Below are 20,941 nucleotides of genomic sequence, written 5' to 3' on the forward strand. Positions count from 1 at the left end.
CGGCGGTGTTCGTCGCTCACTGTGGCGTCAACGGACACGAACTCCGCCCTCGGCTCGGCAGCGCGATTCTTTTAGAAGATCGAGTCAGAGATTATCGTCAGACGCGCGAGGAAATATTCAAGTGTATTGGTAACAATTGCCACGCAATGGGCAGACGGGCATCACGACTGCGCGGCTACTGTCCCTGTTGTGGCTACCGGACGCTGGAGCAGGACGAGCCGGGGTCCTACGAGCGGTGCGGCATCTGCTTTTGGCACGACGACCCCGAGCAGTTCGAGCGGGTCGACTATCCGGGCGGAGCGAACCGCGAGTCGCTCCGGGAGGCGTGGCGGAACCTCCGGGAGTTCGGCTGGTGTGGCCGCGGGTTCAGACCCGCGCTGCTGCGGAAACCGCGGTGTTCCGACCAGCGCGACCCGCGGTGGCCGTACGACGGCTGACTCCCCGCCTCAGAGTTCTCAGAGTTTCCCGCCGAGCACCTTCGCCGCCGTGAGCACGGGGTCCCAGACGGGACTGAACGGCGGCGCGTAGGCCAGGTCGAGCCGTTCGACTTCGGAGACGGTCAGCTCCCCGGCGAGTGCCGTCGCCACGGTGTCGATACGGATCGCCGCGCGGTCGCTGCCGACGATGGTGCCGCCGAGCAATTTTCCAGAATCGCGGTCGGCAGTCAGCGTGACGGTCGTCTCCGCCGCGCCGGGGTAGTAGCCCGAGCGCGACCCTGCGGTGATCGTCTCGCTCACCGGGTCGAACCCCGCCTCCCTCGCCTCCTCGTGGTCGACGACCCCCGTCCGGCCGCACTCCAAGTCGAAGGCCTTGAGCACGGCCGTCCCGGCGACGTCGCCGACGGGCGTCGGGTCTCCCGCGACAGTCCCGCCGATGGCCCGCCCTGCTCTGTTCGCGGTCAGCCCGAGCGGGACCCACGCCGGGCCGCCGGTGACGACGTGGCGGTCCTCGGCGACGTCGCCCGCGGCGTAGACCCCCTCGACGTTCGTCCGGCCGTACTCGTCCGTGGCGATGGCTCCCGAGTCACCCAGTTCGACGCCGGTCCCCGCGAGGAGGTCGGTGTTCGGCCGGATGCCGATGCCGACGAGCACCATGTCGACGTCGAGCGGGCCGTCACCGAAGGAGACGCCCGTCACGCGACCGTCGTCGCCAGCGAGGCGGTCGACTTCGGTGTCCAGATGCAGCGTGACGCCCTGTTCGCGTAGGTGCTCCTCGACGCGCTCGGCGACGGCCTCGCCGAACGGCTGGAGGACGTGCGCGGACCGCTGAAAGAGATGGACGTCGAGGTCGTGGGCCGCGAAGGCCTCGGCCATCTCGATGCCGACGTAGCCGCCGCCGACGAGCGCGACCGTCTCGGGCGGGTCCATCGCGCCGTACCGCGCCACGGTCTCGCGGTCGACGTACTCGCCGCCGCCGACCGCCTCGACGGACGCCGCGTCGGGGGCGTCGAGGAACGCGCGGATGGCCGCCGCCGAGTCGAGTCCGTGCAGCGTGAACACGCCGTCGAGGGCTGCCCCCTCGATGGGACTCGTCGCGGCGTGCGCGCCGGTCGCGACGAGCAGGTCGCCGTAGGCCTGCTCGACGGCGTCGCCGTCGGCGGTGCGGACGGTTACGGTTCGCTCGTCGGGTGACACCGCGACGACCTCGTGTTCCCGCCGGAGGTCGATACCGCGCTCTTCGATCTCCTCGGGCGAGAGTGCCAGGAGGTCGCTCAGATGCTCGATGTCGCCCTTGACGAAGTAGGGCGTCCCGCAGTGGGCGTAGGAGACCCACCGGCCCTTCTCGAAGACGATCACCTCGCGGTCGGGGTCGTCGCGCTTCAGTTTGCTCGCGGCACTCAGGCCGGCGGCGTCACCGCCGACGACGACGAACGGGTCGGTCATGTGTCGAGAGTCGGCCGCGGGCGACATGAAGGCTCGCGGGCGAGGTCGGACGCACGGCTAGCGGCCGACTGCGCCCGGTCAGACTTCGACGACCTGGCCGACTTCGGGCGCGCTCGCCTCGTAGCCGTCCTCGCGTAACTCGGCGGCGAAGTTCTCGCAGTTGTCGCCGTGGTTGACGAGAATCTCACTCGCTTCGTACGCCGAGAGGAACTCGCGGAGGCCGTCGTGGTCCGCATGAGCAGAGAAGTCGTAGGACTCGGCCTGCGCCGAGATGGGCATGATTCGGCCGTCGATCTCGGCACTGCCGCGTTCCAGAAGGTCGCGGCCGGGCGTCCCCTCGACCTGGTAGCCCGTCATGGTGATCTTGTTCGTCGGGTCGGCGCGGACCTCGGGGATGTAGGTCATCGCCGGGCCGCCCGAGAGCATCCCGCTCGTCGTCACGATGACGGTGTTCTGCTTCGCGATGCGTTTGCGCTGGCCGTTCCGACCCGTGACGAAACGGGCGTGGGACTTCGCCCGGCGGAGCGCGTCGGCGTCGCGGACGAACTCGGGGTGGTTCCGGAGCATCCGCGTCACCTGCTTGCCCATGCCGTCGACGTAGCACGGGAGGTCGTGGGCCTCACAGATGAGCAGCATCTCCTGCGTGCGGCCGATGGCGAAGGCGGGGACGACGACGGTCCCCCCCTCCCACATCGTCGTCTGGAGACTCTCGACGAAGCGGCGTTCGACCTCGCCGCGGGGGTCGTGTTCGACGTCGGCGTACGTGCTCTCGCAGATGACGACGTCGGCGTCGGGGCGGTCGGTCGACCCGGGGACGAGCCGTTGGCCGACGACGTCGCCGCCGTCCTCTTCGTCGAGGTGGAAGTCCGCGGTGTAGAGCAGTCGCGTGTCGCCGTCGTCGACGAGGACGTGCGCGCTGCCGGGGATGTGGCCGGCGTTGTAGAGCGTGACCTCGTGGCCCGCGGCCTCGAACGGTTCTCCATAGCCGTGTGGGTTCGACACCTGCGTCATCCGCTGGACGTGCGTCTCGGTGAACGGGCAGTCGTACGTCCCGCCGTGGAGTTTGAGCGTGTCGCGGGCGAGCGTCAGCGCGAGTTCCTGCGTCGGCGGCGTCCAGTGGATGGGCGGCCGCCGGTCGCCCGAGAGGAGCGTGGGGACCGCGCCGACGTGGTCGAGATGGCCGTGAGAGACGACGACTGCGTCGGGTTCGGGGGAGGCGACGGGATACTGCGGGGGGTTGCCGGTCAGCATCCCGTAGTCCAAGAGCAGGGAGTCGTTGACGAGGATGGCACTGCGGCCGACCTCGCGGGCCCCGCCGAGGAACTGGAGTTTCATTGGCGGGTCGTAGCGACTCACGCCCTATTCGTTCGTCGGTTTCGAGACGGAGAGGGCGAACCGCTAAGTGACGGCCGCGAGTCATCTCGGCCGTGACGCCCTCCACCCCTCGCTCGCGTCGTGACCTCGTGTCGCGTCGCTCGCTCCTCGGGCTCGCCGGAGCTGCCGCGGTCGGGAGTGCCCTCCTCGATCCGGCGTGGTTCCGCAGCGAGCAACGGCTCAGTTCGGATGACGACGACGCGTGGCCGATGAGCCGCGGCGGTCCGGAACGGACCGGCTTCGCCGAACGCGGCCCGACCGAGGAGGTCGGCGTCGCGTGGCACCGCGACCTCGGCGACTCCTTTCCCGGTCTCGCACTCCCCGTCGCCGTCGCCGACGAGACGGTCTACACGGCGACACGCTACGCGGTCCACGCGCTCGACGCGGCCGACGGGACGCCGCGCTGGGAGTACGGCTTGAGCGGCGAGGGCTGGTTCGGTTCCGACTTCTTTCAGAGCGGGACGCATTTCGTCCAGAGTCCGCCCGTCGTCGGCGACGAGGGGGTCTACATCTGCGCCGGGTCGGACCTCTTCGCCGTCGGGAGCCGGGGAACTGCCCGCTGGCAGTACGACACGTCGAGCAGTTTCGAAGACGTGCTCGTCGTCGGCAACACGGCTTATTTTACTTCGAATCTCGACAGCGAGACGCTCGTCGCGCTCGACACCGACTCGGGGGTTCCACGCTGGACCGACACACCGGCCCCGATTCTCCCGCGGGCGTACGGCGACGGTCTGCTCGTCGGCCCGACACTCGACCGCGACGAGGGAGTCCTGCGCGCCGTCTCCGCGGAGACAGGCACCACGCAGTGGAGTCGGGAACTCACCCTCGCCGACCCCTACCGGCTCGTGCCGACCGTCGCCGACGGCACCGTCTTCTACGGCGACACGACGCTCTACGCGCTCGACGCCGAGACCGGCGAGACACGGTGGACGTACGAGACGCCGGACGACAGCGGACTCGCACCGGTCGTCGCCGGCGACACCGTCTACGTCGTCGCCGAGTTCTCCGGACTCGTGGTCGCGCTCGACGCCGAGACCGGGGAGGTGCGTTGGGAGCGAACCGTCGAGCGGGCCGAGTCAGTCGAGAGTCCCGCCGTGACGGCCGACACGCTCTATCTCGCCGCCGGGAGGGCCGCCATCGGCCTCGACACGAGCGACGGCACGGAGCGGTTCCGCGTCGGCGTCCCCGGTGGCGGCGTGGACTCATTCGCACTCGCCGGAGGAACGCTCTACGTCGGCAGCGGCGAGACGGTCGTCGCGCTCCGGGAGGGTGAGCGATGAGCGACGAGAGCGAGCGTTCGGCTCGGACGGGTGGCGGCGTCCTACAGTCGCTGCTCGTCGTCTTCGGACTGAACGGTGCCTCGAACGTCGTCCTCTCGCTCGCCGTCGCACCACTGCTCGTCAACGAGCCGTGGAACTTCGCAACCTCGTGGTCGCTCCTCCTCACCGTCGTCGTCGTCGTCGCCCTGCGGCGGTGGGGACTCGGCCCGACGGTCAGAGAGGCGTGGACCTTCGGCATCACCGCGCTCGTCGCCACCGTCGTCTTCATCCCGTTTGGCGTCGGCGACCCCCGACTGAGTGGGTCGCTCTACCCGGTCCTCCGGGGTATACTCTCCTGCGTCGCCATCCTCGCGTTCGCGGGGTTCGTGACGACGCTCGGGATGGACGACCTCCGGCGAGTAGTGAAGACGGAGAAGTAGCCCGCTCGCCTCCTCGCCTCCTCGCCTACTCGGCGGTGTTATCGACGGATTCGGGTTCGTACGCCACCGCGACCGCGACCTCGTTGCGTCGGAGGAACGGTGGCGTGTAGGGGGCGTTGTACTGCAGGAGGAACGGCTCGCCGCGCAGGTCGAGATCGCGCTCGGCGAGCGTGTCGAGCAACGCCGACCGCTGGTCTGTGACCCGCTCGTCGGTCGCCCACCACGAGAACGTCTTCACCGCGAGCGTCTGCGGCGGCTGGACGACGAGCCGGACCCGCGAGTCGGTCGGCGTCGGCGCGGTCGCGGGCGTGTACTCCGACGGGAGGTAGAAGGCCATCGTGACCTCGCCGTCGCCGTCGTCCGTGCGGACCGGTGCCGTCATCGACAGCTCGTCACTGTCGGTGTCGCGCGCGCCGGTCGTCGCACGCTCCGTCCGCACCGGCGCGGTCATCGACACCGTCTGGCCGTCCGCGTCGCTGGCGACGGGAGCCGTCATCGACACTTCCTCGCTCGACTCGTTTGCCCCCGAGAGGTAGCGGAACAGCCGTCGGAACGCGGCTTCGTTGCTCTCGGCGGTCGTCTCGACGAGGATCGTCCGTGGATACCGTCGAATCTCGACGCCGTCGAGTTCGGCGAGCGTGTCGTAGGGGACCCGTTCGGTCGACCGGGTGGAGTACAGTCCCCAGCCGGTCCAGAGCGCGAGGCCAGCGCCGCCGACGGCGAGCAGGCTCTTGGTGAGCGTTCGCATGAGTGAGAGGAGGGGCGCGAGCGACAAAACCTATCGCCTTACTTCACCGTCACGTAGGTCAGGAAGCCGACGGCGACGAGCTGGAGTGTCCGGAGCGCGAGGATGGCGTTCTGGACGACCGGCTCGCCCGAGTAGAGCATCGTCGTACTGAAGAAGAAGTAGATGGCCAGGGCGTTCTCCAGGATGAGCGTCGCGCCGAAGGCGATGAGTCCGAGCGTCAGCGTCGACTCGAAGGTCCGGTAGTTGCGGACCCAAATCCCTGTGAGCACGAGCAAAAAGAGGATGCTCAGTCCCGAGAGGGCGGTCGCGACCGTCAGTGTGGTTGTCATAGCCATGGTTAGTCCATCTTCGTCAGGATGTCCTCGAACTGCTCGCGGTGGTGCTCGAAGCGGTCGGTGAGGAAGTACATCGTCCCGTAGCTGGCCTCGCCCTTCTCGACGACGTCGTGGTCGACGAGCAGGTCCAGATGGTAGCGGATCGTGTTGTACTCCAAGTCGAGCGTCTCCGAGAGCTGGTTGGCGTTCCGGGGACGCTCCGAGAGGGCGCGAATGATGCGCGCGCGGTTCTCACCGCCGCGCATCCCGGCCAAGAGATACCAGAGCGCCTTCTCCATCCGAGTTCACCTCCACTGTCGGCGACGTGGCATATATACGTGCTCATGGCCGGAGCGTCTTCGACACCCAGCCGGAGGCCCCGTTGGGGAACGCCGAAGCCTCGTCTTCGGGCTGGAGCGTGCCGGTACCGTCGGTGGCGCGGACGACCACCTCGTGTTCGCCCCCGGGCGGCTCGTACCGGTAGACCCACTGCCGCCAGACGTCGGTGCCGGGCAGCCGCTCCGACAGCTCCGCGTCAGCCCACGTCGCGCCCCCGTCGGTCGAGACCTCGACGCGCTCGACGTCGCGGGTCCCGGCGTAGGCGTGGCCCGCGACCTCGATGCGGCCGTCGTCGAGACGGTTGTCGACCCACAGCTTCGCGACGGTGTTGACCGGGCCGGTGCCGTGCCAGCCGCGTTTCTCCCAGTAGCCGTCGGCGGGGCGGTCGAGGATCTCGATCTCGTCGATCCACTTGACGTTGATCTCGCCCCAGTGGCCGGGGATGAGTGCCCGTGCCGGGTAGCCGTGGCCGCGCGGGAGGATCTGTCCGTTCATGCCGATGGCGAGAAAGCCGTCGCGGAGGGCCGACAGCGGGAACTCCTCGTAGAAGCCGTCGGCGGCGCGGAACATCACACAGCAGCCGTCGTCGACGCCAGCGGGTTCCACGAGGTCCATGATGGACACGCCGGTCCAGACGGCGTTGTCCAGCTTCCTGCCGTTCAGCGGTTCGCCGACGCAGCGCAGCGAGACGAAGCGGTGCTCCATCTCCATCCGGGCAATCTCCTCGTAGGAGTAGGTCACCTCCTCGTCGACCGCGCCGGTGACCGAGAGCGACCAGTCGGCGGCGTCGAGAGCCGGGTCCGTCGAGTTGATGTCGACCTGGTAGAACGAGTCGCTGACGAGGGGTTCCAGCCCCGCGACCGCGAGCGACTGCTCGCTCGCCTGTGCGAGCATCGCGTCGACCTCGGGGACGGCCCACGGCTCGCCGACGTCCAGCGTCGACGACGCGGACGACGCCGACTGTGAGTCGGCACGCGCACCCAGCGCGTAGCCACCGAGAACGAGCGGGAGCGCGCTCGCGATAGCCGCGAGGACGCGCCGCCGACCCGGTTGGGCCGCGTCGCCGTCGATGGCCGGGAACCCCCGAACCGCGACGAGGTCGGCGACGGCCGCGACCAGCCCCGCGGCGACGCCCGCCGCCAGCGACGGGAGGGGTGCCCCTGTGACGGCGTAGGCGACGGCGAGGACCGCCGCGGCGACGACCGGGCCCGAGACCGTCCCGCCGAGCGCGCGGTCCGCTCGCTGGCCGACCAGCGTCGCCCCGGCGAAGAGCAGCGTCGCGATACCGAGCGCGGTGAGGACGTTCAGCTGGTCGCCGAAGTCGCCGAGGACGACGATGGCGAAGGTGATGACCGCACCCGGTAAGCGGCGGGCGAGGAAGCCCGCGATGGGACCCGCGACGAACGCGGGCGTGAACGATGCGACCGCGAAGGAGCCAGCGACGCCCGCGACGCCCGCGAGGAGTGCCACGAGGATGCGAGCGGGCCACGAGTGTGACGGGGTAGCGTCGCTCGGTTCGGGGGATGTGTCAGCTGGGTCGGTTGGGGGCGAAGACATGAGGTGTGGTAACTCTCCAGATCTCAGTTGTCCATCGCTTGGGACGGAGAGATGGTTAGTCTGACGACCGAGGTAGTCTCGGGATAGTCGTAGCCGTCGTCGACGTCGCCGATGCGGCGGACCGTGCCCATCTCGTCGTCGCCGGTGTTCGGGCCGGACTGTCTCGGGGCCTGGTTGGGGCCGACGCCCGGCTCCTCGTTGACCTCGGTGCCGGCGTCCCAGAGCAGCAGGTGGCTCGTCCGGTCGCCGTCGACGGGTTCGTCGTTCTCGTCGAACAGTGGAATCCCGCTCGGTTCGGGCGCGTAGAACAGGTCGTTCGACTGGACGAACATCGTCGCCAGCGACAGCCGGTGGCCCGCGTGGGCCTCGACCTGGAAGGTGTACGCGCCGCCGGGACCGATGGGTCCCGCCTCGTCGCCGCCCTCGGGGACGGCCGCGGCACCCGCGTGGTCGACGCTCATCTCGACTTCGCCGACCAAAGTCGACGGACCGCCGTCCTCGGCGAGCGTTTCGAGGCCGGGGCTGGCCGCCTCGTCCTCGGTGAACAGCGAGACGCCCTCGTCGTGGACCGCGTAGGCGACTGGCGCGAGAACCGCGGGCACGGGACCTTCAGAAGTCTGGAGCGTCTCCGCCGAGCCGACGTTCTCGACGCGGACGGTGAACGTCGTGGCCATCATGCCGTCGTCCATCGATTCGCTTGTCGTCTCGCTCATGCTCTCGTTCATCTCGCCACCCATCGACTCCGTCGTCGTCTCGCCGCCCATCGACTCGGTGGTCGGCTGGCTCCCGCCGTCGCCGCCGGTCGTACAGCCCGCGAGCGCGACTGTCCCGGCCGCGCCGACGCCGATGAGGAACCGCCGCCGTGTCGTGTCGTGTGTCATTACGACCGAAGAAGCGTCGTTCGAGGGGATATTGATTTTTCAAAGTCGGACTCACATCGGCCGAACATCCGACGAAACTCTCTCGAAACTCTCTCTAGAATCTCCCTCGACTTCGAGCCGAAACGGAGGGGTCGCGCCGTCGACGCCGACGAACTCATGGGTCTCGGCGCGCGAAGAGGGGTATGACCGAGGACGACGTCACGACGCAGCTCACCGCGCTCGCCGACGAGCTCGCCGCGACCGCAGAGCGGCCGATGCGGCCCGACGTGACCCACTGGGTCGCCGAGGCCGACGCCGTCGCGGGCGACGTTGCCGATGGTGTCGATGTCGGTGGCGACGGTGGCCTGCCGGACGAGGTGGTCCGCGAGCGCGTCGGCCACGTCCGCGAGCTGCTGTCGCACGTCGAAGAGACCGGTGACGAGAAAGCCGATGAGCACGTCGCGACGGCGAACAGACTGGCGGAGGCGGTGCTGACGGAACTCGACTGAAGCGTTCACAGACCACCACAACCTCCTTACCGGAAACGGGACACACCGATTCATGGACGAGGACGTCGCGTCGGCACTGGGCAGCGCGTTTCCCAGTCGAGAGGTCGACGACATAGGGTCGACAGGACCCTCTTGGAACGAGAAGAACCAGACGGTCAGAGTCGAGTTCGTCGACGGCGGGGCGGTCTATCTGAAACTGGCAGCCGACGGCGACGGGTCGCGAATCAGACGAGAGCGTGCCGTACTCGACTACGTGAGCGCGAACTATCAAGTTCCGACGCCGACAGTACTGGTGAGCGAGACCGACACGCGAGTTCCGTATCTCGTGACCGACCCGGTCGCTGGCGAGACAGTCTCGAGAGTGTGGGCCGACGCCGACGACGCAGAACGAGCAGCGGTGGCACGACAGGTGGGCAAGGCACTCGCATCCCTCCACAGCCGTCGTTTCGACGGCCACGGCCGCGTCGTCGGTGGCGACGCCGACGGTCTCGAACTCGATCGAGGGTTGTGGACGGACGTCTTGAACGAGTCCGTCGCCGAGATGCGCGAACTGGCACCCGACGACCGGTTCGACGGATACTTCGAGACGGTGACCGACGCCGTCGAGACGAACCGCTCACTCCTCGACGACGCACCCGCCGCCCTCCTCCACGGCGACCCGGCGGGTCCGAACAGCTTTTGCGTCGGCGACGACGTCGGCTTTCTCGACTGGGAGCGCGCGCACGTCGGTGACCCGGCACGAGACCTCTATCGGGCCTACGACCAGCAGTTCTGCACGCTCCGAGCGGCGGCCTCAGAGCGGATTACGACGGCGTTCTTCGACGGCTATCGCGAGCGTGCCGGTGGACTGCCGGACGGGGCCGAGAAGCGGCGGCCCGTGTACGAAGCCGTCAGGTTCCTCGGTGTCGTCGGATACTTCGAGCACTGGGTGGAGTTCTCGGACGAACCATCGGACGAGCTCGCGACGTGGATGGAGGGAGAGATGGAGCGGCGGCTCGCAGCGGTTCGGTGACTGAGCGACTGAGCTACTCCCGCGGGACGCGTTCGATCTGAAACTCCCGGTAGCCGCCGTAGGCGACGTCGAGCGCGCCAAGCCACCAGTTCCAGCGCGAGGGCAGAGAGGTCCCCTCGGGCGCGTCCGCGAGGTTCTCGACGATCTCCTCGACCGTCAACGGACGGCCCCGGTCGGCTTCGTGTGTGCCCGAGTCCGCGAGGTCGCGGGCCTGCCGGGCGACGACGCGCCGTTCGGCGGCCGTCCCGCCGAAGGCCGCTTCGAGGGCGGTCTCCAGTTCTTCGGGGTCCATGTCGTCTGAGAGGGGCGTCCGGCGCTTGAGTGCTGTGTTCAGGCGAGCCACGCGAGCACGACGAACAGCAGCCCCCATCCGGCGAGGAACCATCCCACAGCAGCCGTCGGGGGCGGGCCGAAGAACGTCAGCGCGGCCGCGACGGCGACGAACAGGAGGCCGAGCCCGACGAGTGTCCAGCGCGCCGTCGTCCCCCGTGTCTCCTCCTCGGCCTCAGCGGTTCGCTCGGCCAGCGTCGCCAGCGCGGCCCGGAGGTCGGCACCGACTCGCGCGGGGAAGACCAGCCCGAACGGTTCGGTGAGCGCGTTTCCGCGGCGGTGTCGGAGCAGACAGACGACGTACGGGCCGAGTCGGAACGTGCGAAACCACCGGAGGCCGCTCAGGTCGTGGTCGAACGTCCGACCCCTTCGCTCGCGGACGAGTTCGCCCGTCTCGACGTCGAGACGGCCGTCGTACTGTCCCGAGACCGCGACCGACCACGCGGCCGCCACGCCGACGGCGTAGACGGGCAGAAGCCACGGCGCGACGCCTACGGTGAGAAAGGCGACGAAGGCGAGCGGGAGGGTGAGCGCGAGCCACCGGAGGCGGAGTTCGGACAGCCACGCGACGAGTCGGCCGCGTTCGTCCGCCTCGCCGTAGCGCAGCGCGTACCAGCCGTAGAGCAGCGAGAACGGCCCGCCCACGACGACCGCCGCGAGAATCACGAGGACGGCGCGGCTGTTTCCCGACAGGACCAAGCCGAGGACCGCGAAGGCGAGCACGCCCGCGAGGACGAGTGCGGCACTGACGGCGAAATGTTTGACCGCGGCGGCGAGTCGGCCCGGCGGCTGGCCGGACCACTCGATTCGGGAGGGGACCATGCGAGAACTACTCCGGATTCGGTCAAAAGTCTGTGGCCGAATCGGTCACGTGTCCGTGGTCGGCTTGCTCACACGCTCGTGACCTCACTCCCACCAGTCGCTCCGGCGCTCGCTGTAGCTCGCATCCTGGAACGGCCGGGGTCGCTCGTCGACCGCTTCCATCCCGAGTCCGTAGGCCAGCCAGTTGCCGACGTGCCAGCCGACGGCGGACGTATCGAGGTCGACGAGCGTGACCCGGAGCTTCGTGTAGGTCTCGATGGCCCCGTCGCCGTCGGGGTCGGGACCGAGCATCTGGCCACACGATCCTGCACCATCGTCACAGGGAGAGGTCTCGCTGAACTGGACGACGACGTCGGCCTCGTCGGGGTCGTCGACGAAGGTGAAAGAGAGGTTCGACGGGACGCCCTCGGTGCCGTCCGCGCCGGACGCGAAGTAGTCGAGGGCGTGGCCGACCTGGTCGCGAGCATCCGCCGGGTCCGAGGCGTTGGTGTCGTCGATGTAGACGGTGAACTCGGCGTCCTTCCACGGGAAGGCGCGGTCTTTCGCGTCCGGCTGCGGCTGAGTGTAGAGCACCGACTCGGCGGCCATCACGTCGGCGGGCGCGTCGTCGTGACGGAGACCGAGCGTGTGGCCGAACTCGTGTTCGAGGATGAGCGTCGTCGACTCGGCGGAGAGACCGGTCTGGATGTAGACGGCTTCGGGCCGGTCGAGCTGTCGGGAGTCGGTGACGAGCGGCGCGCAGCCGACGGCGTCGTTCGTGTCGCCGCAGGCCGGGACGTCCTCGACGAAGCGGACGACGATATCCGGCGAGTCGGCGTCGGCGTCGACGCGGTACGAGATGTTGTAACCGGCGTACTGCGGGGCGTTCGCCTCCCAGTAAGCGGTCGCATCGGCGACGAGCGCGGCGTAATCGCGGTCGGTGGCTGGCCCGTCGACAGCGACGACGACGGGGTCGCTTCCCCACGGGTTGGTCCGTGGCCGACTCGCGTCGCCCGTCGAACCGGTCGAACCGTCGACGTCAGCGGTCCCGCCACCGCTGCCGCTGGCTGCGGTCACCGGCTCCGAGCCAGCGGGGCTGTCGGTCGGCCCGAAGGCCACACCGAGACAGCCCGAGAGAACGACGAGACAGACGAGTGAGAGCGAGAGCACCACGCGACGCATTGGCTGTCTCTGGGGTGCAAGTGGGTAAGAGGATTGCGGCCCCGCGCCGGTCGGGTCGGACCGTCGCCGGGGAGTCAGTCTTCGGTGTGGTCCGTCCCGTCGGATTCGGGTCGCACGCCCGCCAGTCGGAGCGCGTTCCCGGTGACGCCGAGGCTCATCCCCATGTCGCCGACGACGATGGCGACGATGACCGAGACGTAGCCGAGCGGCGCGCCGATTGCCAGGACGGCCTTGACCCCAAGCGACGCCCAGATGTTCTGCCGGATGACGCCGTTGGCGCGGGAGGCGAGGTCGTAGAGGTAGGGCAGCCGCGTCAGGTCGTCGGCCATCAGTGCGATGTCCGCCGTCTCCAGGGCCGTGTCGGTCCCGGCGGCACCCATGGCGATGCCGACCGTCGCCGTGGCGAGGGCGGGCGCGTCGTTGACGCCGTCGCCGACCATGGCGACGCCGCCCTCGTACTGCTCGCGCAGTTCCTCGACGGCGGCGACCTTCTCCTCGGGGAGGAGGTCCGCCCGGACCTCGTCGATGCCGACCTGCTCGGCGATGGCGTTGGCCGTCCGCTCGTTGTCGCCGGTCAGCATGGCGACGTGGTCGACGCCGAGTTCGCGCAGGCGGGCGACGGCCCACTTGGCTTCGGGACGGACCGTGTCGGCGATGGCGACGACGCCCTCCAACTCCTCGTCGGTGCCGACGAGGATGACCGACTTCCCCTCCGCCTGGAGCCGGGGGATGGTCTCGTTGACGAGGTCGAGGTAGGTACCGTGGTCGCAGGCCTGCGGGTCGGCGGCGTCGCCGTTCTGTCCGGCAATCACTCGTCCGCCGTCCGTATCGTCGCGGCTGCCCAGTGCCGCGCCGCCGTCAGTTTTCACGTGCGTGTGCTCCAACTCGAAACCGAGGTCCGCGAAGAGCGCGGGCTTGCCGGCGTAGTGGGTCGTCCCGTCGAGGTCGGCCTTTACACCCTTGCCCGTGATAGCCTCGAAGTTCGTGATCTCGCGGTCCGAGACGCCCTGGTCCTCGGCGTAGTCGATGATGGCCGTCGCGATGGGGTGTTCGCTGCGCTGTTCGATGGCGCGGGCACAGCCCAGAAGCTCCGTGTCGGTCGTTTCGTTGAGCGTGATGACGTCCGTGACCGACAGCTCGCCCGTCGTGAGCGTGCCGGTCTTGTCGAAGGCGACGGCGTCGACGCCGCCCATCGCTTCGAGATGGTTGCCACCCTTGATGAGCACGCCGTTGCGCGCGGCCGAGGTGATGCCCGAGACGACCGAGACGGGCGTCGAGATGACGAACGCGCACGGACAGGCGATGACCAAGAGCGTCAGCCCCCGGACGAACGCCTGGGTCCACGTGACGCCGAAAATCGCGGGCGAGAGCAGCACCGTCGCGACCGCGAGGACGACGATGACCGGCGTGTAGTAGCGCGCGAAGCGGTCGACGAACTGCTCGGATTCTGTTCTATTTGACTGGGCGTCCTCGACCAGCTGGATGACCTGCGAGAGCGTCGAGTCCGCCGAGGCCGCCGTCACCTCGACTTCGAGATAGCCGCCCTCGACGATGCTCCCGGCGTAGACCTCGTCGCCCTCGGCCTTGTCGGCCGGGACGCTCTCGCCGGTGATGGGCGACTCGTCGACCGGCGAACTGCCCTCGCGGACGACGCCGTCCAACGGCACCTTGTCGCCGGGGCGGACGACGACCGTCTCGCCGACGGCGACGTCCTCGACGGCGACGGTCGTCTCCGCGTCGTCGCGCAGGACGGTCGCGGTGTCGGGCGAGAGTTCCATCAGTTCGCGCATCGAGTCCCGCGCGCGGTCCATCGAGAACCGTTCGAGGAGTTCGGCGACGCTGAACAGCACGGCCAGCGTGGCGGCCTCGAACGGGAGATCGACGATGAGCGCGCCGACGATGCCGGCGGTCATCAGGAAGTCGATGTCGAGGTTGCGGTTCACCGCCGAGTAGTAGCCGTTGCGGACGATCTCCTGCCCGGCGACGAGCACCGCACCGAGATAGAGCGCCCACGCGACCGTCACCTCGCGGCCGAGCGCGGTCAGGAGCGTCACGTCGAACGAGACGAGGAGATACTCGACGACGATGCCGAGCAGGAGGAACGTCGCGCCGCTCCACGTCTTGAGTGCGCGGGGACTCCGCCAGACGCTCTCGCGGCCGTCGTCTTCCTCGTCGTCGGCGACGGCGTAGCCCGCACCCTCGATGGCGGCGACGACCGAGCCGCGGGAGGCGCGGGCGGTGTCGTAGGTGACGAGCACGCGGCCCGTCGTCGGCTGCGTCTCGTACTCCAAGACGCCGTCGACGCCGCTCAGGGCGTTCTCGACCTTCCCCGCGCAGGAGGCACAGTCCATGTCGGGGACGCTGAAGGCTTCCGAATCCGTGTCTTCGACCGTGTAGCCCGCGCTCTCGACCCGTTCGCGGACGGCGTCGAGGCTCGTCACGCTCGGGTCGTAGCGGACGACGAGCGTGCCCGTCGTCGGCCGCGGGTCGACGGCCGAGAGTCCCTCGAGGTCGGCCAGCGCGTTCTCGACCTTGCCCGCACAGGAGGCACAGTCCATCTCGGGGACGGAGAGCCGGAGTTCCTCCCCGTCGGCGTCGCCAGCGGGGTCGGCGGCGAGCGTTTCGTGGTCGTGGCTGTGGCCGTCCCCGTAGTCGTGTGTCTCACCCCCGTTGTCGTGGCTGTGACCGTCGCCGACGTCGGCCGTGGCTGTCTCGTCGCCGCAGCCACACGCCTCGTCGGCACACCGGTCACCGGTATCGTCGCTCATTAGCCGACGCTAGTCGTCCCGAAGTTATTAATCTCCCTGCCATTCCCACCGGCTTAGTTAATAACAACACCCCGATTTGAGAGAGCGAGTTAATAACGAGCACCGCGGCTCGGCGAGTCGAGTGTGGCTGAGAGGAGTAAGCCCCCTTCTGTTCCTCCCGACATTCGGCTGAGCGTCCGCGTCCTGCGTTCGGACTACCTTTGGGCACGCGGTCGACGCACGAATCGCGTCGAGTCGCGCGCCGCGTGGCACGGACTTGCACCGGTGAGGATTCGCCGTTCCATCCGTTCTCGGCCGTCTACTCGCGGGCGCGAGGCGCCCGTTCGTGTTCGAGATGCGTGGCATCTCGCTGCCCTCGACGGGTCAACTCCCCTCCCTCGCGGTCGGGTTCGCACGTCTCATCGGTCGGGCCGAGTGGTCTCGTTTCTGTTCCAGAGCCAGCCGTCTCCGACTCCGGGCTTGCGCCCGGTCACCCGTCCGAACGGTGGGGGGACTTTCCTCATGCACCGGGGCACGTCGGCCGAAGGCCGCCGTGGGGTTCCGGCGCACGGTGGTCGGGCTCTCTCTGCCGACTAGGGCTAGTCTGTCGGCTCAAATAAGGGGTTCGATAGCCGTAACGGGTGGTTAAAATCCCTCATGATTCATCTTGTCCGAAGGGAAGCGTTGAAGTCTATCGGCACCCTGTGTGAGTGTATGTCCGAGGCGCAGACCGTACGCCTCTCCTACGAGGATGGGGCTCGGGCGGTCGAACTAGCGCGGGAATCGGTTGAATCGTACGTTCTTCACGGACAACGGGAGCAGCCCGGCAGTATGCGGGACGCGTTCTACAACCGCACCGGGGCGTTCGTCCGGCTGACTTCGACTCGGGGCCGAGGTCGCGTGCGAGGCTGTGCCGGCAGCTACAAGAGCAAAGACCAACTCGGCCACGCAATCGTCGACGCGGCCATCAAGGCCGCCTCCGGCGACTCCTGTGGCTCCGAGATCGAACCGGCGGAGCTACAGAACCTCAACATCTCCGTCTGCATCGTCTCCAACCAGATCCTCACCAACGACCCACTCAACGACCTCGTTCTTGGGAAACACGGGGTCGCGGTCGACAAGGGCGGCAACCACGGCTGGCTCTATCCGACCATCCCGATCGAGAACAACTGGAGCAAGGAGAAGTATCTGACACGCGTCTGCCGGAAGGCGAAACTCTCGCCGCTCGCGTGGCAGGACGAGGATACCATGGTGACGCTCATCGAAGGACAGGTCTTCCGCGAGCGTCCCGACGGCGGCAGCGTCCAAGAACTGAAAGTGTAGCGCACGGCTCTCTGCCCTCTTTTCACCGCTTCCACTCCCGACTGACGACGGTCTCGTCTCACACCGTCAGCGTCTCATCTCTCGGTTGCTACTCCTCGCCGAAGCCCGTCAGCGTCGCGTCCGCCGCCGCCCGCTCGGCCGCCGCGTCGAGGTCGAAGGGTTCCTCGTCGACGACCTCGCCGTCACGAATGAGCGGTTCCATGAGCGTCTCCGCATCCGCGGGTGCGTCGTGGCCGCGCAGGCCGACGTGGTGGCCGCCGTCGGCCGTCCGATACACTTCTTTCACGCCCGAGAGCTTGCCGCGCTTGGCCGCCGGTTCGCCGTCGACCTCGACGATGTCGAGCGCGAAGTCCACCGGGTCGGCGTTCGAGACGTAGCCGCCGACGCCGAAGCCGTCGACGTGGTCTCTCAAATGCCGGAGGTCGCTCGGGCCGAGTCCGCCGCTGACGAAGATGTCGACGCCGTCGATGTCGCGGGCGTCCAGCTCCCAGCGGACCTCCCGGCAGATGTGTCGGAAGTCGCCGCGGCGCGAACTGGTCGTGTCGAGCCGTACCCCGGAGAGGCGGTCACCCAGGGTGTCGACCGCCCGGACGACCTCGTCTTTCTCGTCGGAGTAGGTGTCACAGAGCGCGACGCGGGGGACGTCCTCGTCGACCGCCTCGTCGAAGGCCTGCCACGCCTGCTCCTGATTGCCGCGGCCGAAGGCGATCATCAGCGCGTGGGGCATCGTCCCGCTCGCTTCCTTGCCCAGGATGTCGCCCGCGGCGACGTGCGAGAAGCCGTCGAGACCGGCGATGAGGGCGTTCCGCTCGACGACCGCCGCCATCGACGGATGGACGTGCCGCGCACCGAACGAGAGGACCGTCGAGTCGGGGGCCGCCCGCCGGGCTTCGAGCGCTGCCGTCGCGATGCCCGAGGCGTGTGAGAGAAAGCCCAGAAGCGAGGTTTCGAGCCGGGCGAACGCCAGATACGACCCTTCGATACGCATCACGGGACCGCCGTCGAACAGCCGCCCCTCGGGGACCGTGTCGACGTCGACGTCGTGGCCTTCCAGCAGGCGCGCGGCGTCCTTCAGCCCCGCGAAGAGTTCGAACTCGCCGTCGGGGAACTGGTCGGCGGTGACCTCGGCGACGACGTGGGGGTTCTTGCCCGCGTGTCGGAGTGTCGTCTCCGTGCGGTCGAAGTAGGCGTCGGTGGCACGGCCGGACAGGATGGCCTCGTCGCCGACGATGTCGAAGGTGCTCATTGGCTTCGCTTCTGCCGGGAAATTCAAAAAGACATCCGTTCGGGCGGCAGTTGGGGAGCGAACAGTCAGCCCGACCGGTGGACGTCGTCTAACTCCTCGACGGTCGGCGCGTTGACGATGACGACCCGCGTCCCCTCTCGCGTCACGCGGAAGGCGTCGCCGAACGGCCGGTCGTCGGGGACGCGGTAGACGCCCTCCGAGACACGCTGGCCGCCGACGTAGAGCTGGAGTGTCGTCCGGTAGGCCGCCGCGAACTTCTTGGCGTCGGCGACGGTGTCCCACTCGGTCGCCCAGACGTAGCCGTAGTCGGCGTCGTCGCCCTCGCCGTGGCGGTAGGGGACGACGCGGTCACCGCCCCAGCCCGCGGTCACCGGATGGTCGTAGTTGTACGCGGAGTAGTTGCCCGTCTTCGTCCGCAGATGCGACCGCTCGATGTAGCCGTGCTGCCAGAACATCGCAACCATCGACGCCTCGCCGACGGTGTCGCTCTCCGGACTCGAAAACCGCGACCACTCGGCCGACGAGCGGTCGGGGACGGCCACGTCGACCGGCGTCTCGTCGGGATACGCCTCGGGATGGATGAGCTGCTCCGTGCTCTCGGGGCTACGGCTGTACGCGCCGTCGACGGCGTCCCAGCCGCCGCGGCGACGGAGGTCGTCGACGAGCGTCGGTCCCTCGCTGTAGGGGGCGTAAATCGTGAGGAAGACGCCCGGCGCGGAGAGCGCGCCGCCGGCACCGCCGTCGCTCGGCGCGTTCGCTACGCACTCGAAGACGCCGCTCGCACACCGCTCCTCGTAGAGCTGTTCGACGTAGCGCGCGTCGCCCTCGACGATACCCTGGCGGGCGAGTTGGGCGTCCTGCGTCCGGGCGTCGCTCGACAGCCCGAACTGCTGGTCCTGCAGCGCGTGGACGAGTTCGTGGGCCAGCGTCGTACGGTCGATGGCCGGCGTCTCGGCGTCGCTGACGACGACGATTCGCTCCTCGCTCGACGAGTAGTAGCCCTGCACCGCGCCGCCGTAGAGTTCGTCGAAGACGTCGCTCACGTCGGTATCCTCGCCGACGAGCAACAACGCCTCCCAGACCTGGTTGTTCCACGCCCGATAATCGGCGTCGGGGTCGCGGTCGCCCCCTCTCGACTCGCGGAACTCCGCGCGGGAGATGACCTTGACGGGGACCGACCGCTCGAACTCCAGCCCCCGGATATGTTCGACGCGGGCCATCGTGCGGGCGACGAACGCCTCGCGTTCGGTCTCGTTCAGGCCGTCCGATTGGTCGACGGCGATGGACTCGTTGTACCAGTAGCCGTTCTCCCAGCCGAGTCTGTCGGTCGCGGGGTCGTCGGGCCACTGCCAGTCGGCGTCCGGGGTGGGCCGCGCTGTCGGCGCGGCACAGCCGGAGACGACGAGGACGACGGCGAGGAGGAGGGCGAGTCGTCGTGACACACCGGAGATGGGCGCGCGGCCGACAAAGGTCGTTCGGCGGCGGAGAAAGAGTTACTCGCCGGCGCGGACGCCCGCGAGAGCCTCGACGGTCGGCGCGTTCGTGATGGTCACCGTGTCGCCGCGCTGGACGACGCGGAAGGCGTCGCTGAAGCCGTTGTCGTCACCCTCGGGGATGCGGTAGACCGACCCCGGACCGGACGCGTCCTCGACTTCGGTCGCGTTACGGTAGTCGAGCAGTTGGCCGTAGCCGTCGCGGAAGTCGTCCGCGGCCGACTCGTTGTCGAAGCGGACGGCCCAGACGTAGCCCGAGCGGTCCTCGGCGTCGGCGTCGGCGTAGGCGACGAAGCGGTCACCCGCGAAATCGTCGGAGTAGTCGGTGTCGTAGTTCAGCGGGTCGAAGGTCCGCGGCGTGCCGTTGTCGTCGGTGTTGAGCCACGACCGCGGCGAGACGATGGCCGCGCCGGGCTGTTCGTACAGCGGCGACGCGAACATGGCCGCCAGCCCCGCCTCGCCGACGCGGCCGTAGTTCACGCGACCCTCGGGTTCGACGCGCTCCCACGACCCCGTGGTTCGGTCGTCGACGGTCGGCACCGACGGCTCGCTCTCGGGATACTGGCCGGGGTGGATGGTCTGGGAGGTCGACGTCGGCGGGGTCTCGTAGACCGCGTTCACGGCGTCCCAGCCGCCCGCCTCGTAGACCTGGTAGACGAACGCCGGGCCGTCCGAGTAGGGCTGGTATTTCAGGAAGTACGGCCCGAGGTCGGCGAGACCGCCGGAGCTGGAGCCGCTGGAACTGTTGTTGCTGGTCTCTCCACTAGCACTGCCAGTGTCGCTCAGACAGGTCCACTCCTCGCCACACCGCTGTCCGTAGAGGTAGTCGACGAGGTTACCGTCGCCTTCGATAATGCCGTCGGCCGCGTTATGCTGTTCGCGGGTCGACTGGTCGAACGACGAGAGGTCGAACTGCTGGTCCTGCAGCGCGTGGAACAGCTCTTGGGAGAGCGTCACCTCCGAGACGCTCGGGGTCTGAGAGTTGCTAACGAGGACGATCCGTTCCTCGCTCGGGGAGTAGTAGCCGCCGACCGAGGCACCGCGGTTCTGCGACTGCACGGCGATGGAGTCCGTCGACTCGTTGATCATGAACAGCGCTTCGAACTTCGCGTTGTCGAACGTCCGGCGGCTCGGCGGCGTCTCGCGGTCGCTCTGTGAGGACGCGAACTCGTCGCGGCTGACGACCTCGACGGGGACCGACCGCTCGAACTCCAGCCCACGGATATACTCGACACGGGCCATCGAGCGGTTGGTCACGGCCGCCAGCTCCGACGAGTTGAGACCGTCGGACTGGTCGACGTCGATGGACTCGTTGTACCAGTAGCCACCCTCCCAGCCGAGTCTGTCGGTGGTGGGGTCGGCGAGGTCGGCGGGCGCGGGGTCGATGTCGGCATGGACGTCGTCGGGCGGGACAGTGTCCTCCGCGGTGCCGCCCGAGTCGAGCATGGGGACCGACCCGGCACAACCCGAGAGCAGTACGAGGACGACGGCTGCGAGTACTGGAAGGCGTCGCACGGTTGGTTC

At 68.6% G+C, this 20,941-nt stretch carries 20 protein-coding genes and 1 other RNA gene; 6 read left to right on the forward strand and 15 right to left on the reverse strand.

Features of this window, described 5'->3' with window-relative positions; translation table 11 throughout:
• The first annotated feature begins 146 nt into the window (after positions 1–146).
• Positions 147–437, forward strand: coding sequence for a CPCC family cysteine-rich protein (locus BLR57_RS15385; RefSeq protein ID WP_211603295.1), 291 nt, complete (start codon positions 147–149; stop codon positions 435–437).
• Between the two features lie 18 nt (positions 438–455).
• Here BLR57_RS15385 and BLR57_RS15390 read toward each other — a convergent pair whose 3' ends face one another.
• Together BLR57_RS15390 and BLR57_RS15395 are read right to left on the reverse strand one after the other, a co-directional pair.
• Positions 456–1,883, reverse strand: coding sequence for an FAD-dependent oxidoreductase (locus BLR57_RS15390; RefSeq protein WP_089698966.1), 1,428 nt, complete (start codon positions 1,881–1,883; stop codon positions 456–458).
• 78 nt (positions 1,884–1,961) lie between these two features.
• On the reverse strand, positions 1,962–3,218 hold the full coding sequence (locus BLR57_RS15395; RefSeq protein WP_089698969.1) for an MBL fold metallo-hydrolase: 1,257 nt from the start codon (positions 3,216–3,218) through the stop codon (positions 1,962–1,964).
• A 92-nt stretch (positions 3,219–3,310) separates the two neighbouring features.
• Here BLR57_RS15395 and BLR57_RS15400 point away from each other — a divergent pair, with 92 nt between their 5' ends.
• Together BLR57_RS15400 and BLR57_RS15405 are read left to right on the forward strand one after the other, a co-directional pair.
• On the forward strand, positions 3,311–4,537 hold the full coding sequence (locus tag BLR57_RS15400) for an outer membrane protein assembly factor BamB family protein (RefSeq protein ID WP_139173374.1): 1,227 nt from the start codon (positions 3,311–3,313) through the stop codon (positions 4,535–4,537).
• The gene (locus tag BLR57_RS15405; RefSeq protein WP_089698973.1) at positions 4,534–4,956 is read left to right on the forward strand and encodes a hypothetical protein; all 423 of its coding nucleotides are present in this window, start codon (positions 4,534–4,536) and stop codon (positions 4,954–4,956) included. Before BLR57_RS15400 ends, BLR57_RS15405 begins: the two co-directional genes overlap by 4 nt.
• Positions 4,957–4,981: 25 nt before the next feature.
• On the opposite strand, the gene BLR57_RS15410 is transcribed toward BLR57_RS15405, so the two are convergent.
• The 5 genes from BLR57_RS15410 to BLR57_RS15430 are packed head-to-tail and all read right to left on the reverse strand — an operon-like array spanning position 4,982 to position 8,795.
• Positions 4,982–5,704, reverse strand: coding sequence for an SOUL family heme-binding protein (locus BLR57_RS15410; RefSeq protein ID WP_089698975.1), 723 nt, complete (start codon positions 5,702–5,704; stop codon positions 4,982–4,984).
• A 38-nt stretch (positions 5,705–5,742) separates the two neighbouring features.
• On the reverse strand, positions 5,743–6,039 hold the full coding sequence (locus BLR57_RS15415; protein WP_089698977.1) for a DUF8036 family membrane protein: 297 nt from the start codon (positions 6,037–6,039) through the stop codon (positions 5,743–5,745).
• 2 nt (positions 6,040–6,041) lie between these two features.
• Positions 6,042–6,317 (reverse strand): winged helix-turn-helix domain-containing protein, encoded by a 276-nt coding sequence (locus tag BLR57_RS15420; RefSeq protein ID WP_089698980.1) that lies wholly within the window; start codon positions 6,315–6,317, stop codon positions 6,042–6,044.
• 43 nt (positions 6,318–6,360) lie between these two features.
• Positions 6,361–7,914: a molybdopterin-dependent oxidoreductase gene (locus BLR57_RS15425; RefSeq protein ID WP_089698982.1), complete on the reverse strand. Its 1,554-nt coding sequence runs from the start codon at positions 7,912–7,914 to the stop codon at positions 6,361–6,363.
• Positions 7,915–7,937: 23 nt separating this feature from the next.
• Positions 7,938–8,795: a spondin domain-containing protein gene (locus tag BLR57_RS15430; RefSeq protein WP_089698984.1), complete on the reverse strand. Its 858-nt coding sequence runs from the start codon at positions 8,793–8,795 to the stop codon at positions 7,938–7,940.
• A 182-nt stretch (positions 8,796–8,977) separates the two neighbouring features.
• Here BLR57_RS15430 and BLR57_RS15435 point away from each other — a divergent pair, with 182 nt between their 5' ends.
• Together BLR57_RS15435 and BLR57_RS15440 are read left to right on the forward strand one after the other, a co-directional pair.
• The gene (locus BLR57_RS15435) at positions 8,978–9,283 is read left to right on the forward strand and encodes a DUF8152 family protein (RefSeq protein ID WP_089698986.1); all 306 of its coding nucleotides are present in this window, start codon (positions 8,978–8,980) and stop codon (positions 9,281–9,283) included.
• Positions 9,284–9,335: 52 nt separating this feature from the next.
• Complete coding sequence (locus BLR57_RS15440) at positions 9,336–10,295, forward strand: phosphotransferase family protein (protein ID WP_089698988.1); 960 nt, start codon at positions 9,336–9,338, stop codon at positions 10,293–10,295.
• 13 nt (positions 10,296–10,308) lie between these two features.
• On the opposite strand, the gene BLR57_RS15445 is transcribed toward BLR57_RS15440, so the two are convergent.
• The 5 genes from BLR57_RS15445 to rnpB form a co-directional block, all read right to left on the reverse strand.
• Positions 10,309–10,587 (reverse strand): WNWW family protein, encoded by a 279-nt coding sequence (locus BLR57_RS15445; RefSeq protein ID WP_089698990.1) that lies wholly within the window; start codon positions 10,585–10,587, stop codon positions 10,309–10,311.
• Positions 10,588–10,625: 38 nt separating this feature from the next.
• Positions 10,626–11,447, reverse strand: a complete 822-nt coding sequence (locus BLR57_RS15450; protein ID WP_089698992.1) for a hypothetical protein — start codon at positions 11,445–11,447, stop codon at positions 10,626–10,628.
• An 84-nt stretch (positions 11,448–11,531) separates the two neighbouring features.
• Entirely contained in the window at positions 11,532–12,608 is a 1,077-nt protein-coding gene (locus BLR57_RS15455) for a zinc metalloprotease (protein ID WP_089698994.1), read from the reverse strand.
• 74 nt (positions 12,609–12,682) lie between these two features.
• A complete protein-coding gene (locus tag BLR57_RS15460) occupies positions 12,683–15,376 on the reverse strand; it encodes a heavy metal translocating P-type ATPase (protein WP_089698995.1) in 2,694 nt (897 codons plus the stop codon).
• Between the two features lie 125 nt (positions 15,377–15,501).
• An RNA gene (gene rnpB / locus BLR57_RS15465) (RNase P RNA component) lies at positions 15,502–15,908 on the reverse strand.
• 161 nt (positions 15,909–16,069) lie between these two features.
• On the opposite strand from rnpB, the gene BLR57_RS15470 reads away from it, so the two are divergent.
• Positions 16,070–16,678 (forward strand): TIGR00296 family protein, encoded by a 609-nt coding sequence (locus BLR57_RS15470; protein ID WP_089698998.1) that lies wholly within the window; start codon positions 16,070–16,072, stop codon positions 16,676–16,678.
• 88 nt (positions 16,679–16,766) lie between these two features.
• On the opposite strand, the gene BLR57_RS15475 is transcribed toward BLR57_RS15470, so the two are convergent.
• The 3 genes from BLR57_RS15475 to BLR57_RS15485 all read right to left on the reverse strand — a co-directional run bounded on the left by BLR57_RS15475 (position 16,767) and on the right by BLR57_RS15485 (position 20,932).
• A complete protein-coding gene (locus BLR57_RS15475; protein ID WP_089699000.1) occupies positions 16,767–17,924 on the reverse strand; it encodes a nicotinate phosphoribosyltransferase in 1,158 nt (385 codons plus the stop codon).
• Between the two features lie 65 nt (positions 17,925–17,989).
• Positions 17,990–19,366 carry an Hvo_1808 family surface protein gene (locus BLR57_RS15480; RefSeq protein ID WP_089699001.1) on the reverse strand — a complete coding sequence of 459 codons (1,377 nt, stop codon included), beginning with the start codon at positions 19,364–19,366 and terminating at the stop codon, positions 17,990–17,992.
• Between the two features lie 51 nt (positions 19,367–19,417).
• Positions 19,418–20,932, reverse strand: coding sequence for an Hvo_1808 family surface protein (locus tag BLR57_RS15485; protein ID WP_089699002.1), 1,515 nt, complete (start codon positions 20,930–20,932; stop codon positions 19,418–19,420).
• Between the last annotated feature and the right edge of the window lie 9 nt (positions 20,933–20,941).

This window comes from Halogranum gelatinilyticum, from assembly GCF_900103715.1.
GTDB classification, from domain to species: Archaea; Halobacteriota; Halobacteria; order Halobacteriales; family Haloferacaceae; genus Halogranum; species Halogranum gelatinilyticum.